At 64.3% G+C, this 23,224-nt stretch carries 23 protein-coding genes and 1 pseudogene; 4 read left to right on the top strand and 20 right to left on the bottom strand.

What is annotated here, in order from left to right; all coding sequences use genetic code 11:
• Positions 1 to 319, bottom strand: a pseudogene (locus F6S12_RS21620) (N-acetyltransferase); the annotation flags it as partial.
• Positions 320 to 521: 202 nt separating this feature from the next.
• Here F6S12_RS21620 and F6S12_RS21615 point away from each other — a divergent pair.
• Complete coding sequence (locus F6S12_RS21615; protein ID WP_065364419.1) at positions 522 to 932, top strand: low affinity iron permease family protein; 411 nt, start codon at positions 522 to 524, stop codon at positions 930 to 932.
• Between the two features lie 38 nt (positions 933 to 970).
• Here F6S12_RS21615 and F6S12_RS21610 read toward each other — a convergent pair whose 3' ends face one another.
• From F6S12_RS21610 to yiaY, 7 genes are all read right to left on the bottom strand, one after another.
• A complete protein-coding gene (locus tag F6S12_RS21610) occupies positions 971 to 1,879 on the bottom strand; it encodes an SDR family oxidoreductase (RefSeq protein ID WP_072443239.1) in 909 nt (302 codons plus the stop codon).
• Positions 1,880 to 1,922: 43 nt separating this feature from the next.
• On the bottom strand, positions 1,923 to 2,453 hold the full coding sequence (locus F6S12_RS21605) for a DUF4142 domain-containing protein (RefSeq protein WP_123430198.1): 531 nt from the start codon (positions 2,451 to 2,453) through the stop codon (positions 1,923 to 1,925).
• A 159-nt stretch (positions 2,454 to 2,612) separates the two neighbouring features.
• Positions 2,613 to 3,962, bottom strand: coding sequence for a bifunctional diguanylate cyclase/phosphodiesterase (locus F6S12_RS21600; protein ID WP_315869321.1), 1,350 nt, complete (start codon positions 3,960 to 3,962; stop codon positions 2,613 to 2,615).
• Between the two features lie 104 nt (positions 3,963 to 4,066).
• A complete protein-coding gene (locus tag F6S12_RS21595; protein WP_011059744.1) occupies positions 4,067 to 4,705 on the bottom strand; it encodes a LysE family translocator in 639 nt (212 codons plus the stop codon).
• A 239-nt stretch (positions 4,706 to 4,944) separates the two neighbouring features.
• A complete protein-coding gene (locus F6S12_RS21590) occupies positions 4,945 to 5,676 on the bottom strand; it encodes a hypothetical protein (RefSeq protein WP_053149503.1) in 732 nt (243 codons plus the stop codon).
• 25 nt (positions 5,677 to 5,701) lie between these two features.
• Positions 5,702 to 6,439, bottom strand: a complete 738-nt coding sequence (locus F6S12_RS21585; protein WP_053149500.1) for a hypothetical protein — start codon at positions 6,437 to 6,439, stop codon at positions 5,702 to 5,704.
• 158 nt (positions 6,440 to 6,597) lie between these two features.
• The gene (yiaY, locus tag F6S12_RS21580) at positions 6,598 to 7,746 is read right to left on the bottom strand and encodes an L-threonine dehydrogenase (RefSeq protein WP_011059741.1); all 1,149 of its coding nucleotides are present in this window, start codon (positions 7,744 to 7,746) and stop codon (positions 6,598 to 6,600) included.
• Positions 7,747 to 7,904: 158 nt separating this feature from the next.
• Here yiaY and F6S12_RS21575 point away from each other — a divergent pair, with 158 nt between their 5' ends.
• The gene (locus F6S12_RS21575) at positions 7,905 to 8,924 is read left to right on the top strand and encodes a DUF4917 family protein (RefSeq protein WP_041752724.1); all 1,020 of its coding nucleotides are present in this window, start codon (positions 7,905 to 7,907) and stop codon (positions 8,922 to 8,924) included.
• A 109-nt stretch (positions 8,925 to 9,033) separates the two neighbouring features.
• Here the strand turns inward: F6S12_RS21575 and F6S12_RS21570 are convergent, their stop codons facing one another.
• Positions 9,034 to 9,576 carry a helix-turn-helix domain-containing protein gene (locus F6S12_RS21570; protein ID WP_015634479.1) on the bottom strand — a complete coding sequence of 181 codons (543 nt, stop codon included), beginning with the start codon at positions 9,574 to 9,576 and terminating at the stop codon, positions 9,034 to 9,036.
• A 161-nt stretch (positions 9,577 to 9,737) separates the two neighbouring features.
• Here F6S12_RS21570 and F6S12_RS21565 point away from each other — a divergent pair, with 161 nt between their 5' ends.
• Both F6S12_RS21565 and F6S12_RS21560 read left to right on the top strand, forming a co-directional pair.
• Positions 9,738 to 10,520 (top strand): aldolase, encoded by a 783-nt coding sequence (locus F6S12_RS21565; RefSeq protein WP_011059738.1) that lies wholly within the window; start codon positions 9,738 to 9,740, stop codon positions 10,518 to 10,520.
• A gap of 31 nt (positions 10,521 to 10,551) precedes the next feature.
• Positions 10,552 to 11,439: a dihydrodipicolinate synthase family protein gene (locus tag F6S12_RS21560; protein WP_015634478.1), complete on the top strand. Its 888-nt coding sequence runs from the start codon at positions 10,552 to 10,554 to the stop codon at positions 11,437 to 11,439.
• 69 nt (positions 11,440 to 11,508) lie between these two features.
• Here the strand turns inward: F6S12_RS21560 and F6S12_RS21555 are convergent, their stop codons facing one another.
• The 11 genes from F6S12_RS21555 to F6S12_RS21505 all read right to left on the bottom strand — a co-directional run.
• Positions 11,509 to 12,042 (bottom strand): hypothetical protein, encoded by a 534-nt coding sequence (locus F6S12_RS21555; RefSeq protein WP_011059736.1) that lies wholly within the window; start codon positions 12,040 to 12,042, stop codon positions 11,509 to 11,511.
• Positions 12,042 to 12,686, bottom strand: coding sequence for a hypothetical protein (locus tag F6S12_RS21550; protein ID WP_019094812.1), 645 nt, complete (start codon positions 12,684 to 12,686; stop codon positions 12,042 to 12,044). The genes F6S12_RS21555 and F6S12_RS21550 overlap by 1 nt, the downstream gene beginning before the upstream one ends.
• A 272-nt stretch (positions 12,687 to 12,958) precedes the next feature.
• Positions 12,959 to 13,297 carry a YegP family protein gene (locus tag F6S12_RS21545; RefSeq protein WP_011059734.1) on the bottom strand — a complete coding sequence of 113 codons (339 nt, stop codon included), beginning with the start codon at positions 13,295 to 13,297 and terminating at the stop codon, positions 12,959 to 12,961.
• 62 nt (positions 13,298 to 13,359) lie between these two features.
• Positions 13,360 to 14,691: an LLM class flavin-dependent oxidoreductase gene (locus tag F6S12_RS21540; protein ID WP_019094811.1), complete on the bottom strand. Its 1,332-nt coding sequence runs from the start codon at positions 14,689 to 14,691 to the stop codon at positions 13,360 to 13,362.
• 13 nt (positions 14,692 to 14,704) lie between these two features.
• Positions 14,705 to 16,132, bottom strand: a complete 1,428-nt coding sequence (locus tag F6S12_RS21535) for an MFS transporter (protein ID WP_026020181.1) — start codon at positions 16,130 to 16,132, stop codon at positions 14,705 to 14,707.
• A gap of 130 nt (positions 16,133 to 16,262) precedes the next feature.
• Positions 16,263 to 17,012 (bottom strand): tRNA-dependent cyclodipeptide synthase, encoded by a 750-nt coding sequence (locus tag F6S12_RS21530; protein WP_011059731.1) that lies wholly within the window; start codon positions 17,010 to 17,012, stop codon positions 16,263 to 16,265.
• Between the two features lie 4 nt (positions 17,013 to 17,016).
• Positions 17,017 to 17,793 carry a 2OG-Fe(II) oxygenase gene (locus F6S12_RS21525; RefSeq protein ID WP_315869320.1) on the bottom strand — a complete coding sequence of 259 codons (777 nt, stop codon included), beginning with the start codon at positions 17,791 to 17,793 and terminating at the stop codon, positions 17,017 to 17,019.
• 292 nt (positions 17,794 to 18,085) lie between these two features.
• Positions 18,086 to 19,156 carry an aliphatic sulfonate ABC transporter substrate-binding protein gene (locus F6S12_RS21520; protein ID WP_409999845.1) on the bottom strand — a complete coding sequence of 357 codons (1,071 nt, stop codon included), beginning with the start codon at positions 19,154 to 19,156 and terminating at the stop codon, positions 18,086 to 18,088.
• Between the two features lie 163 nt (positions 19,157 to 19,319).
• The gene (locus F6S12_RS21515; RefSeq protein ID WP_015634472.1) at positions 19,320 to 21,788 is read right to left on the bottom strand and encodes a TonB-dependent receptor plug domain-containing protein; all 2,469 of its coding nucleotides are present in this window, start codon (positions 21,786 to 21,788) and stop codon (positions 19,320 to 19,322) included.
• 25 nt (positions 21,789 to 21,813) lie between these two features.
• Positions 21,814 to 22,311 (bottom strand): RidA family protein, encoded by a 498-nt coding sequence (locus F6S12_RS21510; protein WP_015634471.1) that lies wholly within the window; start codon positions 22,309 to 22,311, stop codon positions 21,814 to 21,816.
• Between the two features lie 87 nt (positions 22,312 to 22,398).
• A partial coding sequence (locus tag F6S12_RS21505) for a flavin monoamine oxidase family protein (protein ID WP_315869318.1) occupies positions 22,399 to 23,224 on the bottom strand: 826 nt, incomplete at its 5' end.

The raw sequence follows: 23,224 nt of genomic DNA, 5'->3' as shown, positions 1-23,224 counted from the left end.
TGCAGGTGGTCTTGTCCGCCGCCAGCAGATGCTGCTGGTGCAATTGCCCGCTGACCCGGGGCACCAGCGCCTCGGGCACCACCACACAGAACGGCATGCCCGTGCGCTGCAGGAACGCCACGCCTTCGGCCAACGCCCCCGGCTCGTCGACGGCGCAGACATTCATCATCAACAGGTTCAGGCTGCTGGCTTCGACCCCGGTGCAATAGGCACTCAGGCCACTGCCGAAACGTCGATAGAACTGGGAGATGGAAACGAAGAAATAGTCTTGCGCCTGGTGATACAGGTCGATGACCGAAGCACCGGTACTGGCCGACATAAGCTGCCTCCTTGAGCGTCGTGGCGCCCCATGGGGCACCTGGCCCGGGCCACGTTAAGCCCAGCGCCCCGACAGCTCCAGCACAATCCTGTTTTATTGTGCGAAGGAGTGTTGTGAGGTGTAAGCGGGCACTGGAAAAAAGCACTTTCGCCAGAGCCCTGCTGTCACACCTTCAGACACCTCCCCCATAAGGAACACGGCCATGAAGTTCTCGAAGATCTCGCAAGCGCTGTCGATGTGGGCCGGCAGCCCGAAAACCTTTCTCGGCGCGCTGTTGCTGATTCTGATCTGGGGGCTCAGCGGGCCGGTGTTTCACTTCAACGACACCTGGCAGTTGATCATCAATACCTCCACCACCATCATCACCTTCCTCATGGTGTTCCTGATCCAGAACACCCAGAACCGCGACAACGACATTCTGCACTTGAAGATCGACGAGCTGCTGCGGGCCACCAAGGCGGCCCACAACGCCATGCTCAACCTGGACGGGCTGGACCTCAAGCAGCTGGAGCAGATGCGCCGCGAATACCGCGAGATCGGCCAGGGCGTCGATTCCGAGCTGTCCGTCAGCACCTCCAGCCAGCAGGACAAGACCGATCTCAACCAGTGCTGAGATCGGCTCGGCGAAGGCAGGCCCCTGCGCCGATCATCCTAGGGCAGAGGGTTGCCGCCGGTGACCCCGAACACTTCGCCGGTGATGTAGCTCGATTCCTGCGACGCCAATAGCACGTACAGGGGAGCGCATTCGGCCGGCTGCCCCGGACGCTTCATGGGGGTTTGCAGGCCGAACTGCGGGATCTTTTCCCGAGGCTGGCCACCACTGGGTTGCAGTACGGTCCAGATCGGCCCCGGCGCCACGGCGTTGACCCGGATCCCCCGCCCGATCACCTGTTTGGCCAGGGCCTTGGTGAAAGCCACGATCGCCGCCTTGGTGGTGGCGTAATCCAGGAGGCTGGCCGAAGGCTGGTAGGACTGGATGGACGCGGTGTTGATCACCGTGGCGCCAGCCGGCATCAGCGGCAAGGCCGCCTGACAGATCCAGAACAAGGCATACACGTTGGTCTTCAAGGTGGCGTCGAACTGAGCGGTGCTGATGTCGGCGATGTCCTCCTGCGCCACCTGCTTGCCCGCCACGTTGACCAGGATGTCCAGCCCACCCAGTTGCTCATGGGCACGGCGCACCAGGTCGCGGCAGAAACGTTCGTCGCTGATATCGCCGGGAAGCGCAACGGCCTTGCGCCCGGCGGCCTTGATCAGCTCTATCACCTGGCGGGCGTCGCGCTCTTCCTCGGGCAGGTAGTTGATGGCAACGTCCGCGCCTTCACGGGCATAGGCAATGGCCGCCGCGCGGCCGATACCCGAATCGCCGCCGGTGATCAGGGCCTTGCGCCCCAGCAACCGGCCAAAACCGTGATAGCTGTGCTCGCCGTGGTCGGGACGGGGAATCATGTCCTGGTCAATGCCCGGCGCCGTTTGCGGCTGGTCGGGAAATTCCGGCTGGGGGTACTGGGTCAGGGGATTCTGCATCGCGTACTGATTGGATACGGGTTGAGTCGACATGGTGCTCTCCAACTAAAGGGCAAGGATGGGGCAACGGCGGGGCTCAACCGTCCAGCCGGTCGGACCGGCGCCCGGCCTGCAGGGCCTTGGCCATCTGCAGGTGGTTTTCCAGCTTGGGCAGGGTCTCTTCGGCAAATGCCTTGAGCTCCGGCACCTCGCTGGTCTGCGCCTGCTGCTGGATCTGCTCGATGGCTTCTTCGGTGGCCTTGACCTGGCTGGCGGCGTAGGCGCGGTCGAAGTCCTCGCCCTCGGCCTCAGGTACGCGGGGCATCAGGCGCTTGGCCTGGTCCATCACCTGGTCCCGGGGGGCGACCGGCAAGTCCAGCTGCTTGGCGATCTTGGCCAGGTGCTGGTTGGCGGTGGTGCGGTCGTTGATCACCTGAATGGTGTATTCCTTGACCGCCTTGGATGAGGTCTGCTGGTGGGCCAGGCGGCTGGCTTCGATATCGGCCATGCCCTTGGCCGAGGCGTCGTCGATGAAATCCGCGGGGGACTGGGCCAGGGCGCTGGTGGCGCCAAGGCCCAGGAGCAGTGCCAGTCCGGCACCGCGCATGACTGTGGCCATGGGGTTCATGAGGTGGCTCTCCGCTTGCAAATTGATCTGCCGGAAGCCATGGCTCCCGTCTGCATAGGGAAAGGTGGGGGGCGCAAAGGTTTAGAAAAACCCTCGCTTGCACGACGAACGGTGAACCCCGGCACGGCCGGGCCAGGGCTTCATCCGGTGCTTGCCGGCTCAGGCGTTGGAGCGGCTTTTCTGTGCCCGCTTGACCGCGTACATGGCTTCGTCGGCGTGCTTGAACAGCTGCTTTTCCTCCAGGCCATGCTCGGGATACAGGCCGATGCCGATGCTCGGCAGGATGTTCAACGAGTGGCCGTCCAGGCGCAGCGGCTCGCCCAGCGTCCGCCGGATCTTCTCCGCTACCCGCTGGGCATCCTCGCTGTGCTGCACGCTCTCCAGCAGGATCACGAACTCGTCGCCGCCGATCCGCGCCACGGTGTCGGTTTCCCGCACGCAGCCCTTGAGCCGGTTGGCCACCGCTTGCAGCAGCATGTCCCCCACCGCGTGCCCGCAGGTGTCGTTGACCTCCTTGAACTTGTCCAGGTCGACATACAGCAGGGCCATGCGCCCCGACTCGCGCCGGGCCCGGGCCAGGGCCGAACGCAGGCGCTCGCGCAGCAGTTCGCGGTTGGGCAGGAGAGTCAATTGATCGTATTCGGCCATGTAGTGCAGGCGTGCATGCAGCTGCTTGCGTTCGATGGCTGCGGCCAGCTGCGCGCTGACGTACTGCAAGAGTTCCTGGTCCTGTTCGCTGTAGCTTTCGGTGCCCGGGGCGCTCTTGACCATCAGCACGCCGATGGTGCCCTTTTGCGAATTCAGCGGCACGCCCAGCCAGCAGCGCGAACCCTGGATAGCCGCGAACTCGCTCCAGAGCACCCGGTTCACCGGGCACTCCGGCGCCAGCAGCAAGGGCTGGCCGCATTGCAGCACCTCGACGCAGAAGCGTTCGATCAAGGTGCCCGGCAGTTCCGGGCTGCCCTCGCAGTCATCGACGTGATAGGGAAAACTCAGGCTGGCGCTGCGCTCGTCGTAGAGCGCCAGGGAACAGTTCAGCGCCGGCAGCCATTCGCCGATGATCCGATGCACATGCCGGAACAGCACCAGCAGGTCTTCGGTGGCATGGGCCGCCTCGGAAATCGCGTACAGCGCCGCCTGCCGGGATTCCGCCTGCTTGCGCTCGGTGATGTCGCGGGCCACGGCGATGCGCAACTGATCCACTTCCGACCAGCGCGCCGACCAGAGAATATGCGCCACCCGCCCGTCCTTGCGCACGTAGCGGTTCTCGAAATTCGGCTTGGGCACCCCGCCCATGATTTCCCGGGCGGCCTGCAAGGTACGTTCACGATCGGCCGGGTGCACCAGCTCGATCATCGGGCGGCCGATCAGCTCGTCGGCGGTGTAGCCGAAGACCCGCTCACAGGCGGCGCTGACGAACACGAAGCGACCCTCGACATCCACGGCGCACACGGCGTCCAGGAGCAGGTCGATGAAACTGGCCAGAGGCGCGGAGTTCTTGGTTGCCATCAGAGAAAGCTACTACCCATGAAAAATGCACTGAGTACCCATCCCTTGAGCCCGGTCGCAGGCCGAAGCCTGCAACTGCACACCGTCGCAACCCGCGCGGCGCGTCACGCCTTGTTGCCGACCAACCCTGGCACTGCGTGCAGCAGGGCATTGATCGCGAAACCGATGAACATCACCCCGCAGACCCGGGTGATCGCCAGCTCGTGGCGCTGGTACCAATTGCGTACCTTACGCGCGCCGACGATGCCGATGAGGATAGCGTATGCGCCAAGGCCGCCAAGGAAACTCAGGGCAATCAGCCCCGGCAGCATCGACCAGGTCAACAGCTCCGCGCGGCTGGAGAGCAGCGCGGTGAAGGTTGCCACCGCCACCGGATAAGCCTTGGGATTGGTCAGGCCGAACAGGATCCCGTGCCAGAACGGGTTGCGCGCCGGGCCCTGGGGTTCATCGCCATCGCGCGGTTTACTGCGGATGGCCCGCAGGCCGAGCCAGAACAGGTACAGGCCGCTGAGCACGCCAAGGATATTGAACGCATCGCTGCCGATCTCCCGGGCCCCGACAATGGCGATCAGCGCCGTGCTGCACCAGACCACGTCGCCCAGCATGTGCCCGCAGAGAAACCCGGCCCCCGCCTGCCGCCCGCGGGCCGCGCCGATGCCGAACACCGCCAGCACTCCGGGCCCGGGGGTGATTGCATAAATGAAACCCGAGGCGATAACGGCCAGCAACAGCGATGAGGTCATCAGCAAGACTCCAGGACGATGCGCCTGACAAAAACGCCAGGCACAGGGGGAATGTGGCGGATTCTGCACGATCAAGGCACCTTGCCACCAGCCGCTTTCGTCAGCTGCCCCTGTGGAACGGTCTCTCAATCGGCGGAGTAAAAGCGCATTCCCGGGTAAGGATGATCGCGCCAGGCCAGCAATCGCGAGGCCAGATCGCTGACGGCCAGGCTCAGGTGGTTGAGCCCCTTGTGCATGGTTCACGCCCCCGTCAAGGTTTTCGGCAAGGGGTAGCGCTGGCCGTCGTAGTGCAAGGTGACACGGCTGTCCCTGGGCACCAGGTCGCGGCTTTCGCAACCGGCCGGCCCCTTGAAATGCTCGGTGTCGACGATTCGCGTACGCACCAGCAGGTCGGTCTGGCCGTTGCGCTGGCCGTTGCCCAGTTCCAGGGTCCGGTGCAGGGTCCGGCTGCGCCCGACACACTCACCGCCCCGGCCGAGCTCAGCGCGGCGCTCATCCACCACCAGCCCTTCGAGCCTAGGCGGAAGGCCCTTGCCATCACGCACGAACAGGGTCAGCACGGTTTTCTCATGGGGGTGGGTGCTTGAGGCGCGGCGGTAAGTGGCCCGCAGGCCAAAGGCCCGCTCCTCCTCGCTCAACTGGTAACGCCCGGTATCGATCTGCAACCCCTGCAAGGCCAAGCCATCGGAACGCCGGGACAGGTCCTTGTTGTAGCTGGCCACGGCCCAGCCGCTGTCGTCGAGCAGCAGCGCCACATCCAGGTTGTAGCGAGGTACCTTGGCGTTTTCGGCCCCTTGCACCGGCGTTGCTCGAACCCCGATGTTGATGCCGTCTTCCGCCGGCCAGGGTTTGCAGACATGGAGTTCTCCCGGGGAATTGGGGCTGTTGTCGCACTCGGCCAGCGCCATCGTCGCCACGCCCAGCAACGCGCACAGCACCAGCCCGCGGGTCGATTGTTCAAGCAGGTTCATCAAGCTTCCTTATCGATCGCCGGTATCAGATGCCACTGAAGCCATTGGGCAGGACGTAGCGTTGGCCATCGTAGTGCAGGGTGCTGACCACCGGTTTGGCGGCCACGGAGGTGGACTGGCATTCTTCCCCGACTTTTTTGCTCTGGGTACTGACGCTGACCGAACGCACGATCAGGTCGGCGTAACCGTGGCTGCGGGTCTTGGCGATATCCAGGGTGCGCGTGGTTTTAGTGCCCTCGCCGGCGCACTGGCCATCCCATTCGCCGTTGTAGGAATGGGCCACGAACTTCTCCAGCACCGGGCGCAGGGTACTGCCCTCGCGCACGTAGAGGCTGAGCCAGGTCTGATTGAAGGGGTTGACCCTGGAGGAACCCTCGAACGCGGCCCGGACCCCGAACGCTCGAACCTGAGGCGTCAGTTGGAAGCGCCCGGTATCGAGCTTCACGCTCTCCAGGCGAAAGGCGTCGGAGACAAAGGCGGCAGGCTGCTCATAGCTGGCCAGGGCCTGTCCGCTGCTGCGGTCCAGCACTGCCAGTTGCAGGTTGTAGGTGCCGTCATCGGTGCCGGTGTCGCTGGGGTCCGGAACCTGCTCGGACAGCAGGCTGATGCTCTGGTCGGCAAAGGCCGGCCAGTCCTTGCACAGGGAAAAGCCCGGGACTTCGGCATTGCGTGGCGGCGGCAGGCACTGGGCGGCGGCGGATGTGGCACCGGCCAGCAGGGCCAGGCTGCCCAGAAGCGGGGCCAGGGAAGAGCAACGGATCATTCACGACTCCTTGTGACAGGCGGATAGAGCGCCATTTCAGGTCGCACTATCCTCCGCGGCGCGGGCGCTTTCAACGCCGGGAGCAGGTGCTCGGGAGTCTGTGGTGCCGGGCGTGCGGATGAACCCTTCGCTGGCTTGCCAGCGAAGGGTCCCGTCCCTCAGAACGCGTTGCGGAAAATCTCCTCGATCTGCCGCTGATCCGCCGGACGCGGGTTGGTCAGGCCGCAGGCATCCTTGAGGGCATTGGCCGCCAATAGCGGAATGTCCTGCAACTTGGCGCCCAACTCGCGCAAACCGGCGGGAATCTCCACATCACGGGCCAGGGTGCGGATCGCCGCGATGGCCGCCTGGGCGCCCTCTTCCGGGCTGAAACCGCGAATGTCCGCTCCCAGCGCGTGGGCCACATCGGTCAGGCGCTGGGCGCATACCGTGGCGTTGAAGCTCTGCACATGGGGCAACAGCACCGCGTTGCACACGCCATGGGGCAGGTCGTAGAAGCCGCCCAGCTGGTGGGCCATGGCGTGCACGAAACCCAGGGACGCATTGTTGAATGCCATGCCGGCGAGGAACTGCGCATAGGCCATGTTCTCCCGTGCCAGCAGATCGTTGCCGTCGTGCACCGCCTGGCGCAGGTTGGCGCTGATCATTTCCACGGCCTTCAGGGCGCAGGCGTCGGTGATGGGGTTGGCGGCGGTGGACACATAGGCTTCCACCGCGTGGGTCAGGGCATCCATGCCGGTGGCGGCGGTCAGGCCCTTGGGCATCGCCACCATCAGTGCCGGATCGTTCACCGACAGCAACGGCGTGACGTTGCGGTCGACGATGGCCATTTTCACGTGGCGCGATTCGTCGGTGATGATGCAGAAACGGGTCATTTCGCTGGCAGTGCCGGCGGTGGTGTTGATGGCGATCAAGGGCAGTTGCGGCTTGGCCGACTGGTCGACGCCTTCGTAATCGCGGATCTGCCCGCCATTGGTGGCACACAGGGCAATGCCCTTGGCGCAGTCATGGGGCGATCCGCCGCCCAGGGAGATGACGAAATCGCACTGTGCCTGCTGCAATTGCGCCAGGCCCTGCTCGACGTTGGCAATGCTGGGGTTGGGCTTGGCACCGTCGAAGATCACCGAATCGATGTCCTGCATGGCCAGCTTCTCGGCCACCATGCTGGCCACGCCAGCCTTGGCCAGGCCCGTGTCAGTGACGATCAGCGCCTTGCGAAATCCATAGTTGCGGATGGCGCTCATGGCCTCGTCGAGACAGCCGATGCCCATGATGTTCACGGCTGGAATGAAAAAGGTGCTGCTCATCAGAAGGTCTCCCGGCGAATGCCGATTTCACGGTGTCGATGCAATGTTTGCCAAACAGGATCGACCGATCGGTCACCGGCGTTGTTGATCTGGCTCAAGGGTCGGTCGTGATAAAGTCGCCATCCGAAATACCTCCAGCCTTGAGACCGATGACCGCGATGATGGATTTCCAGGAATTTGATGCCGAACTTGAAGACTGGAACGCCCTGGGTGCCAGCACACCGTTCAGTGGCCTGCTGATCGGCAACGGCGCCAGCCGTGCCGTGTGGGAAGACTTTGCCTACGACTCACTGTTCGAAAACGCTCGCACAGTGGAAGAAAAACCCCTCAGCCAGTCCGAGCTCAGCGTATTCGAGGCCCTGCAGACCCGCAGTTTCGAGCAGGTACTGGGCGCCCTGAAAACCACCAGCCGAGTCAACAAGGCCCTGGCAGTCAGCTCGGCGGCGCCGCGCAATCGCTACTACGCCATCAAGGAAGCGCTGATCAACACCGTGCACGCGGTGCACATTCCCTGGCGCCTGGTCCAGGAGCAGAGCCTGGCGGCGATCAACCAGGAACTGCGGCGCTATCCCACGGTGTTCACCAGCAACTATGACCTGCTCAACTACTGGGCCGTGCAACAGGACAGCCAAGGCATCGACGACCTGTTCCACGGTGCCGATCCGGCCTTCGAACTGGGCAGCGCCCCTAGCGCCCCGACCCGCATTCTCTACCTGCATGGCGGCCTGCACCTGGTGCGCAACCTGGACGGCAGCGCGCGCAAGCTGACCTCCACCGAAGGCACCCTGCTGGGCAGCTTCGCCATCAACAACACCCTCAAGACCCTGGACGACGTGCCGCTGTTCGTCAGCGAGGGGCCGCTGGCGGACAAGCTCAAGACCATCCGCAGCTCGGATTACCTGTCGTTCTGCTACCAGCAGTTGCTGGATCACAGCGGCGCGCTGTGCATCTTCGGCCACAACCTGGGGCCCCAGGACAGCCACCTGGTCCAGGCGATCCGCCAGTCGGCGACCCAGACCCTGGCGATCTCCATCTACCCGCGCAGCGCCGCGTTCATCCAGCACCAGAAACGCCACTACGCCAAGCTGTTCGAAGGCCTGGACCTGAGTCTGCGTTTCTTCGACTCCAAGACCCACGCCCTGGGCAACCCGGCCCTGTCGGTGCCCGTGGAGCGCTGAGCACTCCCGCCCTGTAGGAGCTGGCTTGCCAGCGAAGATGTCCGCCGGGGCGATGCATGTCTTGGTGCCCATTCGCCAACCAGCCGGCTCCTGGCGGCGCTGAACGCCTTCAGTCCTCGCTGCTGTGCACCACCACCAGCAACTGCGCCTGCTCGTCCCCCACGGAACGGATGCGGTGGGGTTTCTGCGCATTGAAGTGCAGTGCATCGCCACGGTTGAGAATCACCCGCTCGTTCATGAAATCCACTTCCACCTGGCCTTCGTGGACGAACAGGAACTCCTCCCCCAGGTGTTCCTTGAAGGTCTTGTCACTGAATTCCCGGGCCGGGTAGATGATGAACGGCAGCAGGTTGCGCTCGCTGACCTGATGGGCCAGCACCGCATAACCCGGGACCTGCCCATTGGCCGCCAGTGACTGGCGCTGGTCGCTGCGCACCAGGCTGTAGCTGTCGAGGCTGATGCTGTCCTCGGCGAACAGTTCCTCGACCTTGACGTTCAGCGCCTTGGCCAGCTTCAACGCGGCAGCGATCGACGGCGTGTTCAGCCCGCGCTCGACTTTCGACAGATAGCTCTTGGTCATCCCGGATTTCTCGGCCAGGGCTTCCAGGGTCACGCCCAGTTTTTTTCTCAGTAATTTCAAACGGATAGACATGTAGAGCGGTTAATCCATCTAGAAAACAACGATTGGCGCTTGCCAATGACACAAAGTGTCATATAGCCTCTTAAGTGTCATCGCGATTCACCCAGCGCCGTCGCAAGCAGCAGGTGAAGCGCAGATCCGACGTCCATTGCACTTCTCAAAGGACCTTCGACATGGCCAAGACATTAGCATTGCCCAAAGACCAACTGGTCAAGCAAGCCCTGACCCAGATGCAAAATACCCTGGCGGATAATACGTGGACCGACCGACAAAAGCTGGCCCTGACCTGCCGCATTCTGTTCGAGAACGGCCACGACTCGGGCCTCGCCGGGCAGATCACCGCCCGCGGCCCGCAACCCGGCACCTACTACACCCAGCAACTGGGCCTGGGCTTCGATGAAATCAGCGCCAGCAACCTGCTGCTGGTCAACGAAGACCTGGAGGTCCTCGAAGGCCACGGCATGCCCAACCCGGCCAACCGCTTCCACAGCTGGGTGTACCGCGCCCGGCCAGACGTGAACTGCATCATCCACACCCACCCGACCCACGTCGCCGCGCTGTCGATGATCGAAGTGCCGCTTGCGGTGTCGCACATGGACCTCTGCCCACTGTACGAGGACTGCGCCTTTCTCGAAGCCTGGCCGGGGGTGCCGGTGGGCAACGAAGAAGGCGAAATCATCTCCGCCGCCCTGGGCGACAAGCGCGCGATCCTGCTTTCCCACCACGGCCAGCTGTCCACCGGCGCGAGCATCGAGGAAGCCTGCGTGATCGCTCAACTGATCGAGCGTGCGGCCAAGCTGCAACTGCTGGCCATGGCCGCCGGCACCATCAAACCGATCCTCCCGGAGCTGGGCCGCGAAGCCCACGACTGGATTTCCAAGCCCAAGCGCCACAGCGCCGCCTTCAACTACTACGCTCGGCAAAACCTGAAAAAACACGCCGACTGCCTGAACTGATCCACCCCTTATGCCTTGCAGGAGTTGCACCATGCCTACTACCCAGATCCACGGCATCATCGGCTACACCGTCACCCCCTTCGGCCCCAACGGCGAAGGCCTGGACCTGGACGCCCTCGGGCGTTCCATCGACCGCATGATCGACGCGGGCGTCCACGCCATCGCCCCCCTGGGCAGCACCGGCGAAGGCGCCTACCTGAGCGACGCCGAATGGGACCAGGTCAGCGAGTTCAGCATCCGCCACGTGGCCAAACGCGTGCCGACCATCGTCAGCGTCTCCGACCTGACCACCGCCAAGGCCATCCGCCGCGCGCGTTTTGCCGAAGCCAAGGGCGCCGACGTGGTGATGGTGCTGCCCGCCTCCTACTGGAAGCTCAGCGAAGCCGAGATCCTCGCTCACTACCAGGCCATCGGCGCCAGCATCGGCGTGCCGATCATGCTCTACAACAACCCGGCCACCAGCGGCACCGACATGTCGGTGGAACTGATCCTGAAGATCTTCCACGCCGTGGAAAACGTCACCCTGGTCAAGGAAAGCACCGGCGACATCCAGCGCATGCACAAGCTGCAACTGCTGGGCGAAGGCCAGGTACCGTTCTACAACGGCTGCAACCCGCTGGCCCTGGAAGCTTTCGCTGCCGGTGCCAGTGGCTGGTGCACAGCGGCGGCGAACCTGATCCCGCAGCTCAATCTCGACCTCTATCAGGCCGTGCTGAGCAACGACCTGGCTCGCGCCCGGGCGCTGTTCTACCGCCAGTTGCCGCTGCTGGACTTCATCCTCAAGGGCGGTTTGCCGGCCACGGTCAAGGCCGGGCTGGAACTCGCCGGGCTGCCCACCGGCGAGCCGCGCAAGCCGGTATTCGCGCTGAACGAGGGCGGTCGCCAACAGTTGCAGACGCTGCTGCAGAGCCTGGGTTGATTTCCTGAAAAAAAAGCCCGGACAGCTGACACCGTCCGGGCTTTGGCATGGGCCGCGTCCAAGCGTGGCTCAGTGACTGTCCAGCGCCACCGGGGCCTGGGCCTTGAACTGCGGGTCCTGCAGCATCTGCGCAATGAAGTCGTCGGTGATGCGCCGCACATGCTGGTATTGGCCGCCATCAGTGTTGGCCCAACCACGCCAGGAGCGGGTCTGATTGCTGACCCGATACTTGGCCACCTCCTGGTCACCGCGGCTGACATGGAACATCACCTGGCTGTCCCAAGTGGTCCGGCCCGGCACGATAAACAAGGTCATGGCACTGAGCAGCCCCATGGGAATGTTCTGCCAGCCAAAGTAATCACTGTTGGCCATCACGATCACGTTGTAGCCATCGGCACTGAACCCCGGCTGCACCTGCTCGAAGGTGCCGCGACGACGCAGTTCGTCACGGATCAGGCCGGCAGGGATGGCCCCCATCACACTGACGCTGATCGCCGGTAGCCGCTGCTGATAATCCACCTCGGCCGGCTTGAGACTGTGGCTGGTCTGGCAACCGCCAAGCCCCAGCATCAGCACCATCAAAAACCACAATTGACTACGCATTACAGATCCCCCGACAGCATGGCCTTGAGCATCGACGCCTTGGGCCCCTGCTCCCTGACGATCAACGACGTGACCTCCTCCATCTTCTCCAGATCGACCCGTTGCAGGTTCGGCACCTGCGGGTATTTGGCGCGCACCAGGGCGGCGTCGCGCTCCAGGTGGTCGCTGTGCAGAAACACGCACTTGGCCCCCGACGCCGACAGGCAGCCGGCGCGAAAATCACCCAGGTAATAAGCCTTGCCGGCTTCCAGTTCCAAGGGGATGGAGAAATCTTCGCGGCTCCAGGCGGTGGCATTGCCGCGGTCGAAGTGCAGGTTGTAGATCTCGTAGCGCCCGGGTTTGAGCGGCATCACGAACAGGCTGCCGATGCCGTGCCAGGTCTCGCGCACATCCCGTGGCGTGCGGCCGTAGATCTGGTTGTACAAGCGCGCCGAGGCGAACCCGTCACCGCCGCGCGGGCGAATCAGCAGCATTTGTTCGTTGGCGGTGTGCACCGCCTTCGGCCAGATGCCGACCACCCCCACCACATAGGCCACCCCCGACTGCGAGTCGGGGCGCATGCTCTCGGCAACTTTCGTGGAAGACAGGCTGTAGCAACCGCTCAACGCCAGCAGCGCGGCGAGTAATACGAGAGGGCGAATCATGAGGTCGCAGATCCCTTGGACAATGATTGATAACGTCAACCAGAGTGCCAGGCCTGCCGAGCGCCCGGTGACGGGCGCGGAGGATAAGGCAAATGATGGCATTGCGCCATAACTCCGCCGCCAATCGGCTGGCGGCCTGCCAGATCACAATACGCTGCCCTCGCCCGGCCTCCAGGCAAATGCCAGGTGCTTGTGAAAACCCGCTGACAGCACAAAGCCCGAACGCTGCTTGGGTTCGGGCCTGGTGCTGTCGAGGGTGTGTGGAGCCAGGCCTAAACGGACGTCAGGTCCTTGATGTTGTGGCTGGGGCCGTTGGCCTTGACGCTGGCGATGCCCTTTTCCCGGGCTGCTTCCGAGGAATAGGTTTCACTGTTGCCGATGATCTGGTGATTGGCCGCCTTGAGGTTGAAATAGGGTTTGCCATCCTTGGCGCTCTTGCGCTCGTAGCGCTCTTCCAGGGGACTGTTGGCCTGCACCGAGGCGATGCCGTTCTCGGCTGCGGCGCGGGTGGTGTACTGCTCGCTGCTGAGAATGACCTCGGCATTGGCCGCCTTGAGCACGAAGCGAAACTGGCCGTTGCTGCTTTTCTTCAACTCATACCATCCGGACATGCTGTAGCTCCTAGGGTGATCGATGGGCGTTGCGCCTTGAGAGTAAAGACTCTTTCAGCCATTCAGCCATTGCCCCGGTGGCTGAAGAAACGGTTTTCCACCCGCGCCAGCCCCAGGTGTTCGCGCAGGCTGTGGCCGGTGTAGCGCTGGCGAAACAGACCCCGGCGCTGCAGCTCGGGGGTGATCAGTTGCACGAAATCGTCGATGGCCCCCGGCAGATGGGTGAACAGCACATTGAAGCCGTCGGCGGCGTATTCCTGGTACCAGGTAGCCAGCTCATCGACGATCTGCCCCGGCGTGCCCACCAGTACCTTGTGCCCGCTGGCCGACAGGCTGCGCAGCAGTTGCGCCAGGCTCGGCCGCTCCCGGCGGATCAGTTCCTGCACCAGGTGCCGGCGGCTTTTATGCCGCTCGGTGGGGGCGGCGTCGTCCAGCAACGGCACCTGCGCATGCAGGGGCAGATGCGAAAGGTCGATACCCAGGTCCAGCAGGTAGGACAGGGCCTTGAGTTGTGCCTGGGGGTCCTGCAGTTCCTGCAATTGCTGGTACTTCTCCTCGGCTTCGTTGAGGGTGCGGCCCACCGTGGGGGCGATGCCGGGGAATATTTTCAACTGCCCGGCATGACGCCCGTAAGCGGGAAGCCGTTCCTTGAGTTCGCGATAGAAAGCCTTGGCCTGCTGCAGGTCGGTCTGGGCGGTGAACACCAGCTCGGCGCAGCGCGCCGCCAGCTCACAGCCCGGCCCGGACGACCCGGCCTGGGCGATCACCGGCCAGCCCTGCAATGGCCGCGGTGCATTCAACGGCCCCTGTACCTGGAAGTGCCGCCCCCGGTGCTGCAACAGGTGCATGCGCTCCGGGCGCAGCCACTGGCCGCTGGCCTTGTCCCGGGGAAAGGCGTCGTCGGCCCAGCTGTCCCACAGCCCGCTGGCCACACTGAAGAACTCCTCGGCCCGGGCGTACCGCTCGGCGTGGCTCAGGGGTTCGGGGTGGTTGAAGTTCTCCCCGCCGACCAGCCCGGTTACCAGGTTCCAGCCAGCCCGGCCCTCACTCAGGTGGTCCAGGGAAGCGAACTTGCGCGCCAGGTTGTAGGGCTCGTTGTAGGAGGTGCTGGCGGTGGCGATCAGGCCGATATGCCGGGTCACCACCGCCAGGGCCGGCAGCAGGGTCAGCGGGTCCCAGCGCAGGCTGTAGGAACTGCGGGCCAGTACTCGCGGGTCCAGGTCCCCCACCGCCACGTTGTCGTTGAGAAACAGGGCGTCGAAACAGCCCCGCTCCAGGGTTTGCGCGTAGTGCCGGTAGCGCTGGAAATTCAACGAGGCGTCGGCATCCGCCTGGGGATGGCGCCAACTGCCGCCATGGGCGCCGGAGCCGGAGAGAAAGGCCCCCAGCCCCATCTGCCCGCCGCGCTCAGCCACGGCTGGTGCCCTCCTCGGCCGTCGGCACCGGCGCCGGGGCCGTGCGCAAGAGCAGGCTCACCGAGGCCCAGACCAGCAGCGTGACCACCGCCAGAAAGCCCATCACCGCGCGGTAACCATTGAGAAAGGCGCCCTGGGCATCGTCCAGCGGCGTGGCGGAAAAGTGATGGAACAGCCCCACCCCCACCGCCAGCCCGACACCGCCACCGACGTTGTGCAAGGTCATCAGCGAGCCCATGGCCACCGAGCCCACTTCCTGGGGCACCGAGGAAATCCCCAGCACCGTGGACGGCCCGAGAATGCTGGCCCACCCCAGGCCCATGACGACAAAGGCGCCCAGCAGATAAGGCAGCGAAGTCTGGCCATCGAAACCGGCCTGCAACAGCGCCGACAGCACGAACAGCAGCAGCCCGGTCTTGATCAGCAGCGCCGGCCCCTTGCGATCCACCAGGCGCCCCACCAGCGGTGACAGCAGCGCCACCCCCAGGGTGGTGGGCAGCAACAGCAGGCCGCTGGCCTGCACCGTTTCGCCGCGGATCTGCGCCAGGTACAGCGGCATGACGAAAAACGCCACGCAGTAGAACAGCGCCAGGCCGAAACTGGCCGCCACCCCGGCAACGAAACGCCGGTTGGCGAACAGCTTGAGGTCGATGATCGGCGCGGCCACCCGCCGCTCCACCGCCAGGAATGCGCCCAGGGCCAGCACCGCCAGCGCCACCAGGGCCAGGGTCAGGGGTGAGCCCCAGCCCCAGCTGCCGCCCTGGACGATCACCAGCACCAGGCTCGGCAGGCCGATCAGCAACAGCAGCGCGCCCCAACCATCCAGGCGCGCCCCGGTCTCGGCCGAACGCGACTCCTTCACGCTGAAGCTGCAAATGCCCAGGCTCAGCAGTACGAAGGGCACGTTGATGAGAAAGATCCACTGCCAGCCGAAGGCACTGGTTATCAGCCCGCCCAACACCGGGCCGACCGCCAGCCCCACTCCATTGACCCCGAACAGCACGCCGAAGGCCCGACCCTGCTCGGCGGTCTCGAAGGTGCTGGAGACAATCGCCCCCGAGGCGGTATAGAGCACCGCGCATGCCAGCCCCTGGGCCACCCGCGCGCCGATCAGGGTATCGATCTGCCCCGCCAGCCCGGCCGCCAGGGAGGCCAGGCCGAACACCGTCAGGCCGATGAACAGCACCCGCTTGCGCCCATGCAGGTCGGCCAGGCGCCCCACCAGCACCATGAAGCTCGACAGGGCCAGGATGAAGCCGTTGATCACCCATTGCAGGGCGTCCACCGAGGCCCCGAGGTCGGCCTGCAGGGCCGGTAACGCGGTGTTGACGATGGTGAAATCCACACAGCCGAGAAAACTGGCGATGCTCACACCGAGCAATGCCCACCATTTGCGTTGCTGTTGCGCAAAAACGCTCATGGAAACTCCTTGTCAGTCAAAAAAAAACGCTCTGTAGGAGCCCGCTTGCCGGCGAACAGCCCCTTGAGTACGGCAACGCCGGCAGGGGCGCTTTCGCTGGCAAGCCAGCGCCTACATTGATCGCGGCGGATCAGATGGCGATGGCGCCGCTGGTCCAGTTGGGGTGAATGGCGCCGGGCAAGGTGAAGGGAATCGGGATCCCCCGCTTCTTGAACTTCAGGGGCAGCCAGCGCACCCGGTCCGGGCTGTGGGGTTCGATCAGCAACTCGCGGCTGGTGGCCATGGCCGTGGTCATCTGCTGCGGGTAGAGCACGTAGTGGTAACCCTCGTCGGCCCACAGCGGCAGGATGATCGGGATCTCTTCCAGGATGTACTCCCGGCACTGGGCCGCCGCCCGCTCGATGTCCGCGTGTTCGTCACGCAGGCGCAGGCGCTCGGTGAATACGCCGATGGTGCTGTCGATGGCGTCGCGCAGTTCCTCGCGCTGCTGGTAGACCTGGTTCAGTTGCTGGCGCAGCTCGGCATAGCGGTCGCTGGCCAGTTCCTGGTTCCAGCGGGTGATGTGGTACGGCACCCGCAGGCCGTCGAGGATGCTCTGGTTGCGCGCCAGCCAGGCATCGCCATCGCGGATCGCCGCCGACAGCGCCTCCCCGGGGGACTTGCCGTGCTTGTTGTGGCGTTGCAGGGTATCGGCCACCACCACCTTGACGTGGCTGAAACCGGACTGGTTGATCAAGTGAATGGTGGACCGCAGCTTCTGGTCCTCGTGATATTCCTGGCCGACGCTGACCGCCAGTACCACGCGTTTGCCGTCGAATTCGTGCTCCTCGCCGCCCTTGTTGAAGTAGGCCTTGAGGTTGATTTCCTGCACCTTGCTCATGAGTTCAGCTCCAGTAGGCCAAAGGCTGGTGTTCGCCGTAGTAACCGATAAAGACCCCGAGGGTGACCCGGGTGCTGCTGGCCGAAGGGCGCACGGCGTGGATCAGCCGCGGGTTGAGGAGGATCAGGTCGCCGGGCTCGGGCTTGACCACGAAATCCGGCGGCGGCAGCAGGTGGCGTTCGATGCCGTAGGCCCGTTCGCCCTTGAGGCGGTTGTACTCCTGCTCGTCCGGCTCGATGCCCCAGATCTCCAGCTCGCCGCCATCCTCGGGGATCTCCAGGTAGATGTTGGTGGACAGCTGGGTCAGCAACTGCGGGCTGTGGCCCTCGGGGGCATTGCGTTCAAGCTTGTCGGTGTGGGGCGTGAGATCGACCCCCGAACCCTGGAAGCGGGCAATGCCGACGAAACACTTCTGCCCGTCCACCTGCAACAGGTGCGCGCCCTGCGGCCAGACTTCGTCCAGCAGCAGGCGCAGTTCGTCGATGGGCGAGGCCAGTGGCCGGAACAGATTGCGGATCTTGCGAATGTTGGGCAGGGCCAGGGCGTGGTATTCGGCCCGGCTCTGCTCATCCTGGATCTCGATATAAGCCTTGCCGACCCGGACGAACTCCTTCTGCTGGCTGAAGGCACTGCGCAGTTCCTGCTGATACAGATGATCCCGCGCCACCTGCAAGGTATCCGGTGGGCAGAAACCTTTGAGCTGAACGCCGTAAGAGCGTTTTTCCACAACATCGAGGATATGCCGCGCTTCAAGTTTGTCGGCCGTAGTGACTGTGAACATGCAAGCTCCCTTAATTCCCTGGAAGTAGCGACGAAGTACAACATCGGTAGAACGTAATAATTTGTTTCAAGGCCACCTTAGGCAGTTGCGATGGCCTTGTGAAATATCCTTTATCTCTAATATCCAAACTTAAAAATGTATCGAAAATCAGGCAAATAGCGGCCACCACAGGCACTTTGAAAGTGCTGCGAGAAGATTATTAAATTTGCTGATAGTTAAATTAAGCGAAGGACATTATTGCTCTTTATTTATTTAAAACCTCCCGAGATCAATTAATAAAACTGCCACACACTCATTCAACTTCATTGAATTGAGCATCCATGTAAGCTGCGGCATCGAAAGTCTTCTGAATGATGCCCTCCTCGCGGTAGAGATCGGCGGTGTGCTGCACGTCCTCCACCACGGCCGGGCCTACGGAGATACGCCGGGGCACCGAGTAGCGATTGGAACGCTCATGCACCTCCACCGGCAAACCGCTGTAGCCGGCCTGGATCTTTGAAAACTCGCTCTGGTGCTGGTTGGCCCAGGCATAGGCACGATCCAGGCGCTGCAGGAAGTCGGCGATCTGCTGCGGCTTGTCGCGAATCGCCTGGTCGTTGGCCACCAGCAGCATGTGCCCGGCGAACAGCCCTTCGCCACTGACCAGCACCCGGCTGCCGCCCTCCATCTGCACCATGCTGGTATAGGGGTCCCAGGTCGACCAGGCATCGGCCTGGCCGTTGCTCAGCAGGCTGCGGGATTCGGCCGGCTGGAGAAAGATGAACTGCGCATCCGCGCCGTGCAGGCCCACCGACCGCAGGGCGGCCAGGGCCAGGAAATGGCCGATGGAGCCCCGGGTGGTGGTGATGCGCCGGCCCTTGAGGTCGGCGGCCTGCTTCAGCGGCGAATCCTCCTTGACCACGATCGCCACCGCGGTCGGCGTGACCTTGAGCTTGATCACCCCCACGGTCTTGAGCGGCGCCCCGGCCGCGGCGGCAAACACAAAGGGCGCATCCCCCAGGCTGCCGATATCCACCGCCCCGGCGGCCAGGGCCTCGGCGGTGGGGGCCGCGGCAGCGAAGGAGGCGAACTCGATGGGGTACGGCACCTGCTCCAGCTCGCCTGCCGCCTGCAGCAGAATCTTCAGCGACTGCTTCTGGCTGGACACCCGCAGCGCCGGCTGCGCCAGTGCACTGCCCAGCCACAAACATAACACCAGCCCTTGCAGGAGCCGGCCTGCCGGCGAACCGCCCCTGCCCCCTGCGCCCTTCATGCCGCCGCCTTCGCTGGCAAGCCAGCTCCTACCAGGTGAACGACCGGCAGGACGCCACGGCTGTAGGAGCCGGCTTGCCGGCGAATGGCCCTTGAACCCTGCGCCGGTCATGCGGCCGCCTTCGCTGGCAAGCCAGCTCCCACCAGGTAAACGACCTGCAGGACGCCACGGGTGTAGGAGCCAGCTTGCTGGCGAATGGCCCTTGAACCCTGCGCCAGTCATGCCGCCGCCTTCGCTGGCAAGCCAGCTCCTGCGAGAGTGATCGTGGTCATGCTCAGAACGCCAGGCTGACGCGGCTGTAGTAGTAGCCGCCGCCCAGGCCATAGGGCGAGAACATTCCGTATTCATAGGTTCCCGCCCAGGCCTTGAGGCCGATCTTGTCCGGGTACACGTCGAACAGGTTGTTGGCGCCCACGGCCACGGTGAGGTTCTGGGTCACGTCGTAGGCCACGTCCAGGTCGGTGATCCACTTGGCGCTGTAGGTGCGATCGTTGCTCGGGATGTTCGAGCCTTCGGTGTACTCGCCAAAGCGGGTCAACTGCAGGTTGGTGGTCCAGTCGCCGACCTTGTAGTTGCCGGAGAGGATCCACTTGTCCTTGGGCGTGGATTTAGTCAGGTCGATCTGCTGCTGGCGGTCGAACAGCACATACCCCGCCCCCAGGCGCGACAGGGCCGCCGGGGTGTCCGCCAGGTCGCGGATGGTGGTCTTGTTGTGGTTGTAGGCGACGCTCCATTTCGCCGTGCCGTACTCGCCGAAGGACTGGCGGTAGTCCGCCACCAGGTCCACGCCCTTGGTCCGGGTGTCGGCAGCGTTGGTGTAGTACTGCCCGGCGAGGTTCGGCGAGAGGCCGTTCTCCACCAGGATCTGCGACACCGCCGGGCCCTTGAGGATGCCGGTCTGGAGAATGCGCTTGTCGATGTCGATCAGGTAGAAGTCGGCCGTCAGGCGCAGCCGATCGGTGGGCTCGGCGGTGAACCCCAGGCTGTAGTTGCGCGAGGTTTCCGGCTCCAGGTCCTTGGCGCCCAGCGCCACCGCTTCCGGCGAGTTGGGGCGCATCTGCTTGGTACGCACCGAGGTGGTGGTGCCACCGGCGCCGAATTCGGTGACCGTGCTGGTGGTGGAAAAGACGCTCTGGGCCAGGGACGGTGCACGGAAGCCGTTGCTCACCGCAGCCCGCACCGCGTACCCGGGGAGGAACTCGTAACGGGTGGTGAGCTTGCCGCTGGTGGTGTCGCCTACCCCTAGGTTGTACTTCTCGTAGCGCGCCGCCGCACCGACGTACCAGTTGGGGGTGATGTTCAGGCCCAGGTCGATATAGGCCGCCTCACTATGGCGCTTGAGGCTGTAGGCATCTTCCGGAGTCGTGCCGTTGACCGAGAACAACCCCGGGTCCGGCACCACACCGGCGAAAGGCCCGGTGTTGGGGACATAGCTGCCCTGGTTGTAGGAGTTGGCCTCGCCCTCCTCCAGCGCATATTTCTCCCAGCGGTATTCCACGCCGAAGGAGGTTTCCAGCGGGCTGCTCCAGCCGATGTCCAGGGCCCGGGAGAAGTCCAGGTTGTTGGTCCACTGGTCGAACACCAGGTTGCCCAGGTGGAAGTCGTGCTGGCTGTAGGGGCCATTGGAAATGTTCAGGTTGTTGGCCGTGTCGAGCACGCCGCGATCCTTGCCGTAGGTGCTCGACAGGTCCCAGTCCCAGCCACCGAGCAGGCCCTTGGCACCACCGGCGACCTGGAAATCGGTCTCGTGGATTTCCCGCCGCGCCTGGCCGCCGTTGGGGTAAGGCGCATTGGGAATGCCCGCCAGGCTGGTGATGTCGGTGGGCTTGCGGTGCCCCAGGTCCTTGTTGCTGTTGCGGTAGCTCAGGGTCGAGAACGAGTACAGCTTGAGGTCGTCCTCCAGAGGCAGCTCGGCGTTGTAGGCCAGGCTGGTGGTGCGGTCGCGGCCCAGGCCGTACTCGGTGCCCCAGCCCTGGCGATTGCTTTCCCGGGGGTCCGGCGAGCCGTCGGCCTGCTTGAAGTACAGCTGGCCGCTGGCGGCACTGGAGCGCTCGTAGGGTTCCTGCAGCTTGGCGTCCCAGGACAGGTTGATGAAGCCGCCGTTCTCTCCCAGTTTGTTGCCCCAGTTGAAGGCTTCGTGGCCGGTGGTGCCGTCGCCGTCGTAGTACTGGCCCAGGGTGGTGTCGGAGGTCAGGCCTTCGGCATTGCGCTTGAGGATGATGTTGATCACCCCGGCGATGGCGTCGGAGCCGTACTGCGCCGCCGCGCCGTCGCGCAGCACTTCGATGCGCTCGATGGCGGCGGTGGGAATCAGGTCCAGGTCCACCGGCACCGAGGCGTTGCCGACCCGTGCGCCGTTGTTGATCAGCGCCGAGTTGTGCCGGCGCTTGCCATTGATCAGCACCAGCACCTGGTCGCCGCCCAGGCCGCGCATGCTCACCCCGCGCACCAGGAACGCCGTGCCGCCGCCGTTGATGGTCGGTACGTTGAACGACGGCAGCAGGCGCCCGAGCATTTCTTTCAAGCCGTTCTGGCCGATGCTGCGCAACTGCTCGCTGTCGATCACATCGATCGGCGCCGGGCTGTCGGTCACCGTGCGTTGCTGGCTGCCGCGCACCCCGGTGACCACCACCGTGCCCAGGGTTTCGTCGGCCGCCAGCAGTTCGGCGGGCAGCGCCAGGCCCAGCAGGCCAAGGCTCAGGGGGGCCGCGCCGAAGAGGATTTTATGCAAGGAAATACTCATGACTTCAGATCCTTTGACAGGCGGCTCAGCGCGCTCGGGCGGCAACGGTTTCGACTTCGATCAAGGCGCCGGGCAGCACCAGCCCCGCCACTTGCACCGTGGTCCGGGCGGGCTTGAGCGGCTGCTTCTGGGTGCCGAAGAACTCGCGGAAGGCCACTTGCAGGCCGTCGAAATCCAGCTTGCCGCCCAGGGCCGGGTCCCCTACCAGGTAGATGCGCAGTTGCACCACGTCCCCCAGGGTCAGGCCCTGGCTGGCGAGGATCGTCTCCACCTTGCGCAGCACCACCCGGGCCTGGGCCTCGGTGTTGCCCTCGGCGTGGATCTGCTCCTTGGACGCCTTGGGGTCCACCGGGTCCGGCAGCAGCCCGGAGAGGTAGGTCACCTCGCTGTTGGCGGGCAGGGTCACCGATTGCAGGATCGGCGAATTGGGGTAGCTGGACGGCACACGCTGGATTCCCGCGGCCCAACTGCTGCTGGCGGCGAACAACAGCCCCAGCCCTACGACGGTGTTTTTCAAAGACATGCAAAGACGCTCCAAGGTTGTGTGTGCCAGCCTCGGAGGTCCGCTACCCGGCATGGGTTACCGCTGTTGTGTGAGTGCTCGGCTTTTTCAGGCCGTTTGCTGTAGCGACGAGCCTTGCGCCCGTTGGAAAAGTTGCCGCACCACCCGCCGCGCCGCGCCGGCGGCGGCTTCCTGCCAGATGCCCACGCCGCTGTGGGCCAGGCCGTCGCTGGTGAGGTAGACCCGGCCCTGGGGCTGGTTGAGCAGGCCGTAGTCCGGCTCGGCCACTTCATGGCTGATCCAGGGGCCGAAGTTGTAGGGGATCTTGCTCCAGGCAATCACCAGCGGATTGCGCAGTTCCTGGCTGTGCCCGGGGTGCAGGAGCTCCACCGCCTGACGGGAAATCTCGATCTGCTGGGCCAGGGTTTTCTCCCCGAACCGTCGGGCGGTTTCGCCGTTGTTGTAGGCCGCCACCAGCACCCCTTCGGCCTGGTTGAAACCGCCGCTGGGGTACCACAGCCCGGAGGCTTCCTGGTTGATGAACGACAGCCCGCCGTAGATCTGGTACTGGCTTTCCCAGAAGCGCCGCGACTGCCAGGCCACCTTGTTGGCGTAGCCGAACTGCACCGCGCCGATGGCCTGGCGCACCGGGGCGCTAAAGTTGTTCTGCACCTTGGCCAGCAGCGGCAGGGGCAGGCTGCTGATCACGTAGTCAGCCTTGAGGTTGTGGGTGCGGCCGGTGCGCCGGTCCAGATAGACCACTTCGGCGCTGTCGGCCTGGTTGCTGATGGAACGCACCTCGCTGTGCAGCCGCAACTGGCCTTTCAGGCGCCGGGCAAAGGCCTGGGGAATGTGGTCCATGCCACCCACCGGCTGGAACATGGTGGGCGAGAACTCCGGGTATTCGTCGATCATCAACGCCGTGGTCAGCGCC

The sequence above is a fragment of the Pseudomonas sp. JV245A genome (genome assembly GCF_032424515.1).
Classification (GTDB): domain Bacteria; phylum Pseudomonadota; class Gammaproteobacteria; order Pseudomonadales; family Pseudomonadaceae; genus Aquipseudomonas; species Aquipseudomonas protegens.
The sequence above is the reverse complement of the archived record's forward strand: the minus strand, read 5'-3'. Positions and strand labels throughout refer to the sequence as shown.

Excerpts from the sequence above, each read along its gene's own strand:
- F6S12_RS21530 (WP_011059731.1), bottom strand. The coding sequence starts at position 17,012 with ATGAGCAAGGTGCAGGAAATCAACCTCAAGGCCTACTTCAACAAGGGC.
- F6S12_RS21595 (WP_011059744.1), bottom strand. The coding sequence starts at position 4,705 with ATGACCTCATCGCTGTTGCTGGCCGTTATCGCCTCGGGTTTCATTTAT.
- F6S12_RS21545 (WP_011059734.1), bottom strand. The coding sequence starts at position 13,297 with ATGTCCGGATGGTATGAGTTGAAGAAAAGCAGCAACGGCCAGTTTCGC.
- yiaY (WP_011059741.1), bottom strand. The coding sequence starts at position 7,746 with ATGAGCAGCACCTTTTTCATTCCAGCCGTGAACATCATGGGCATCGGC.
- F6S12_RS21515 (WP_015634472.1), bottom strand. The coding sequence starts at position 21,788 with ATGAGTATTTCCTTGCATAAAATCCTCTTCGGCGCGGCCCCCCTGAGC.
- F6S12_RS21575 (WP_041752724.1), top strand. The coding sequence starts at position 7,905 with ATGATGGATTTCCAGGAATTTGATGCCGAACTTGAAGACTGGAACGCC.
- F6S12_RS21570 (WP_015634479.1), bottom strand. The coding sequence starts at position 9,576 with ATGTCTATCCGTTTGAAATTACTGAGAAAAAAACTGGGCGTGACCCTG.
- F6S12_RS21510 (WP_015634471.1), bottom strand. The coding sequence starts at position 22,311 with ATGTCTTTGAAAAACACCGTCGTAGGGCTGGGGCTGTTGTTCGCCGCC.
- F6S12_RS21585 (WP_053149500.1), bottom strand. The coding sequence starts at position 6,439 with ATGATCCGTTGCTCTTCCCTGGCCCCGCTTCTGGGCAGCCTGGCCCTG.
- F6S12_RS21560 (WP_015634478.1), top strand. The coding sequence starts at position 10,552 with ATGCCTACTACCCAGATCCACGGCATCATCGGCTACACCGTCACCCCC.
- F6S12_RS21600 (WP_315869321.1), bottom strand. The coding sequence starts at position 3,962 with ATGGCAACCAAGAACTCCGCGCCTCTGGCCAGTTTCATCGACCTGCTC.
- F6S12_RS21540 (WP_019094811.1), bottom strand. The coding sequence starts at position 14,691 with ATGGGGCTGGGGGCCTTTCTCTCCGGCTCCGGCGCCCATGGCGGCAGT.
- F6S12_RS21605 (WP_123430198.1), bottom strand. The coding sequence starts at position 2,453 with ATGAACCCCATGGCCACAGTCATGCGCGGTGCCGGACTGGCACTGCTC.
- F6S12_RS21550 (WP_019094812.1), bottom strand. The coding sequence starts at position 12,686 with ATGATTCGCCCTCTCGTATTACTCGCCGCGCTGCTGGCGTTGAGCGGT.
- F6S12_RS21555 (WP_011059736.1), bottom strand. The coding sequence starts at position 12,042 with ATGCGTAGTCAATTGTGGTTTTTGATGGTGCTGATGCTGGGGCTTGGC.
- F6S12_RS21525 (WP_315869320.1), bottom strand. The coding sequence starts at position 17,793 with ATGTTCACAGTCACTACGGCCGACAAACTTGAAGCGCGGCATATCCTC.
- F6S12_RS21590 (WP_053149503.1), bottom strand. The coding sequence starts at position 5,676 with ATGAACCTGCTTGAACAATCGACCCGCGGGCTGGTGCTGTGCGCGTTG.
- F6S12_RS21565 (WP_011059738.1), top strand. The coding sequence starts at position 9,738 with ATGGCCAAGACATTAGCATTGCCCAAAGACCAACTGGTCAAGCAAGCC.
- F6S12_RS21615 (WP_065364419.1), top strand. The coding sequence starts at position 522 with ATGAAGTTCTCGAAGATCTCGCAAGCGCTGTCGATGTGGGCCGGCAGC.
- F6S12_RS21610 (WP_072443239.1), bottom strand. The coding sequence starts at position 1,879 with ATGTCGACTCAACCCGTATCCAATCAGTACGCGATGCAGAATCCCCTG.
- F6S12_RS21520 (WP_409999845.1), bottom strand. The coding sequence starts at position 19,156 with ATGACCGGCGCAGGGTTCAAGGGCCATTCGCCGGCAAGCCGGCTCCTA.
- F6S12_RS21535 (WP_026020181.1), bottom strand. The coding sequence starts at position 16,132 with ATGAGCGTTTTTGCGCAACAGCAACGCAAATGGTGGGCATTGCTCGGT.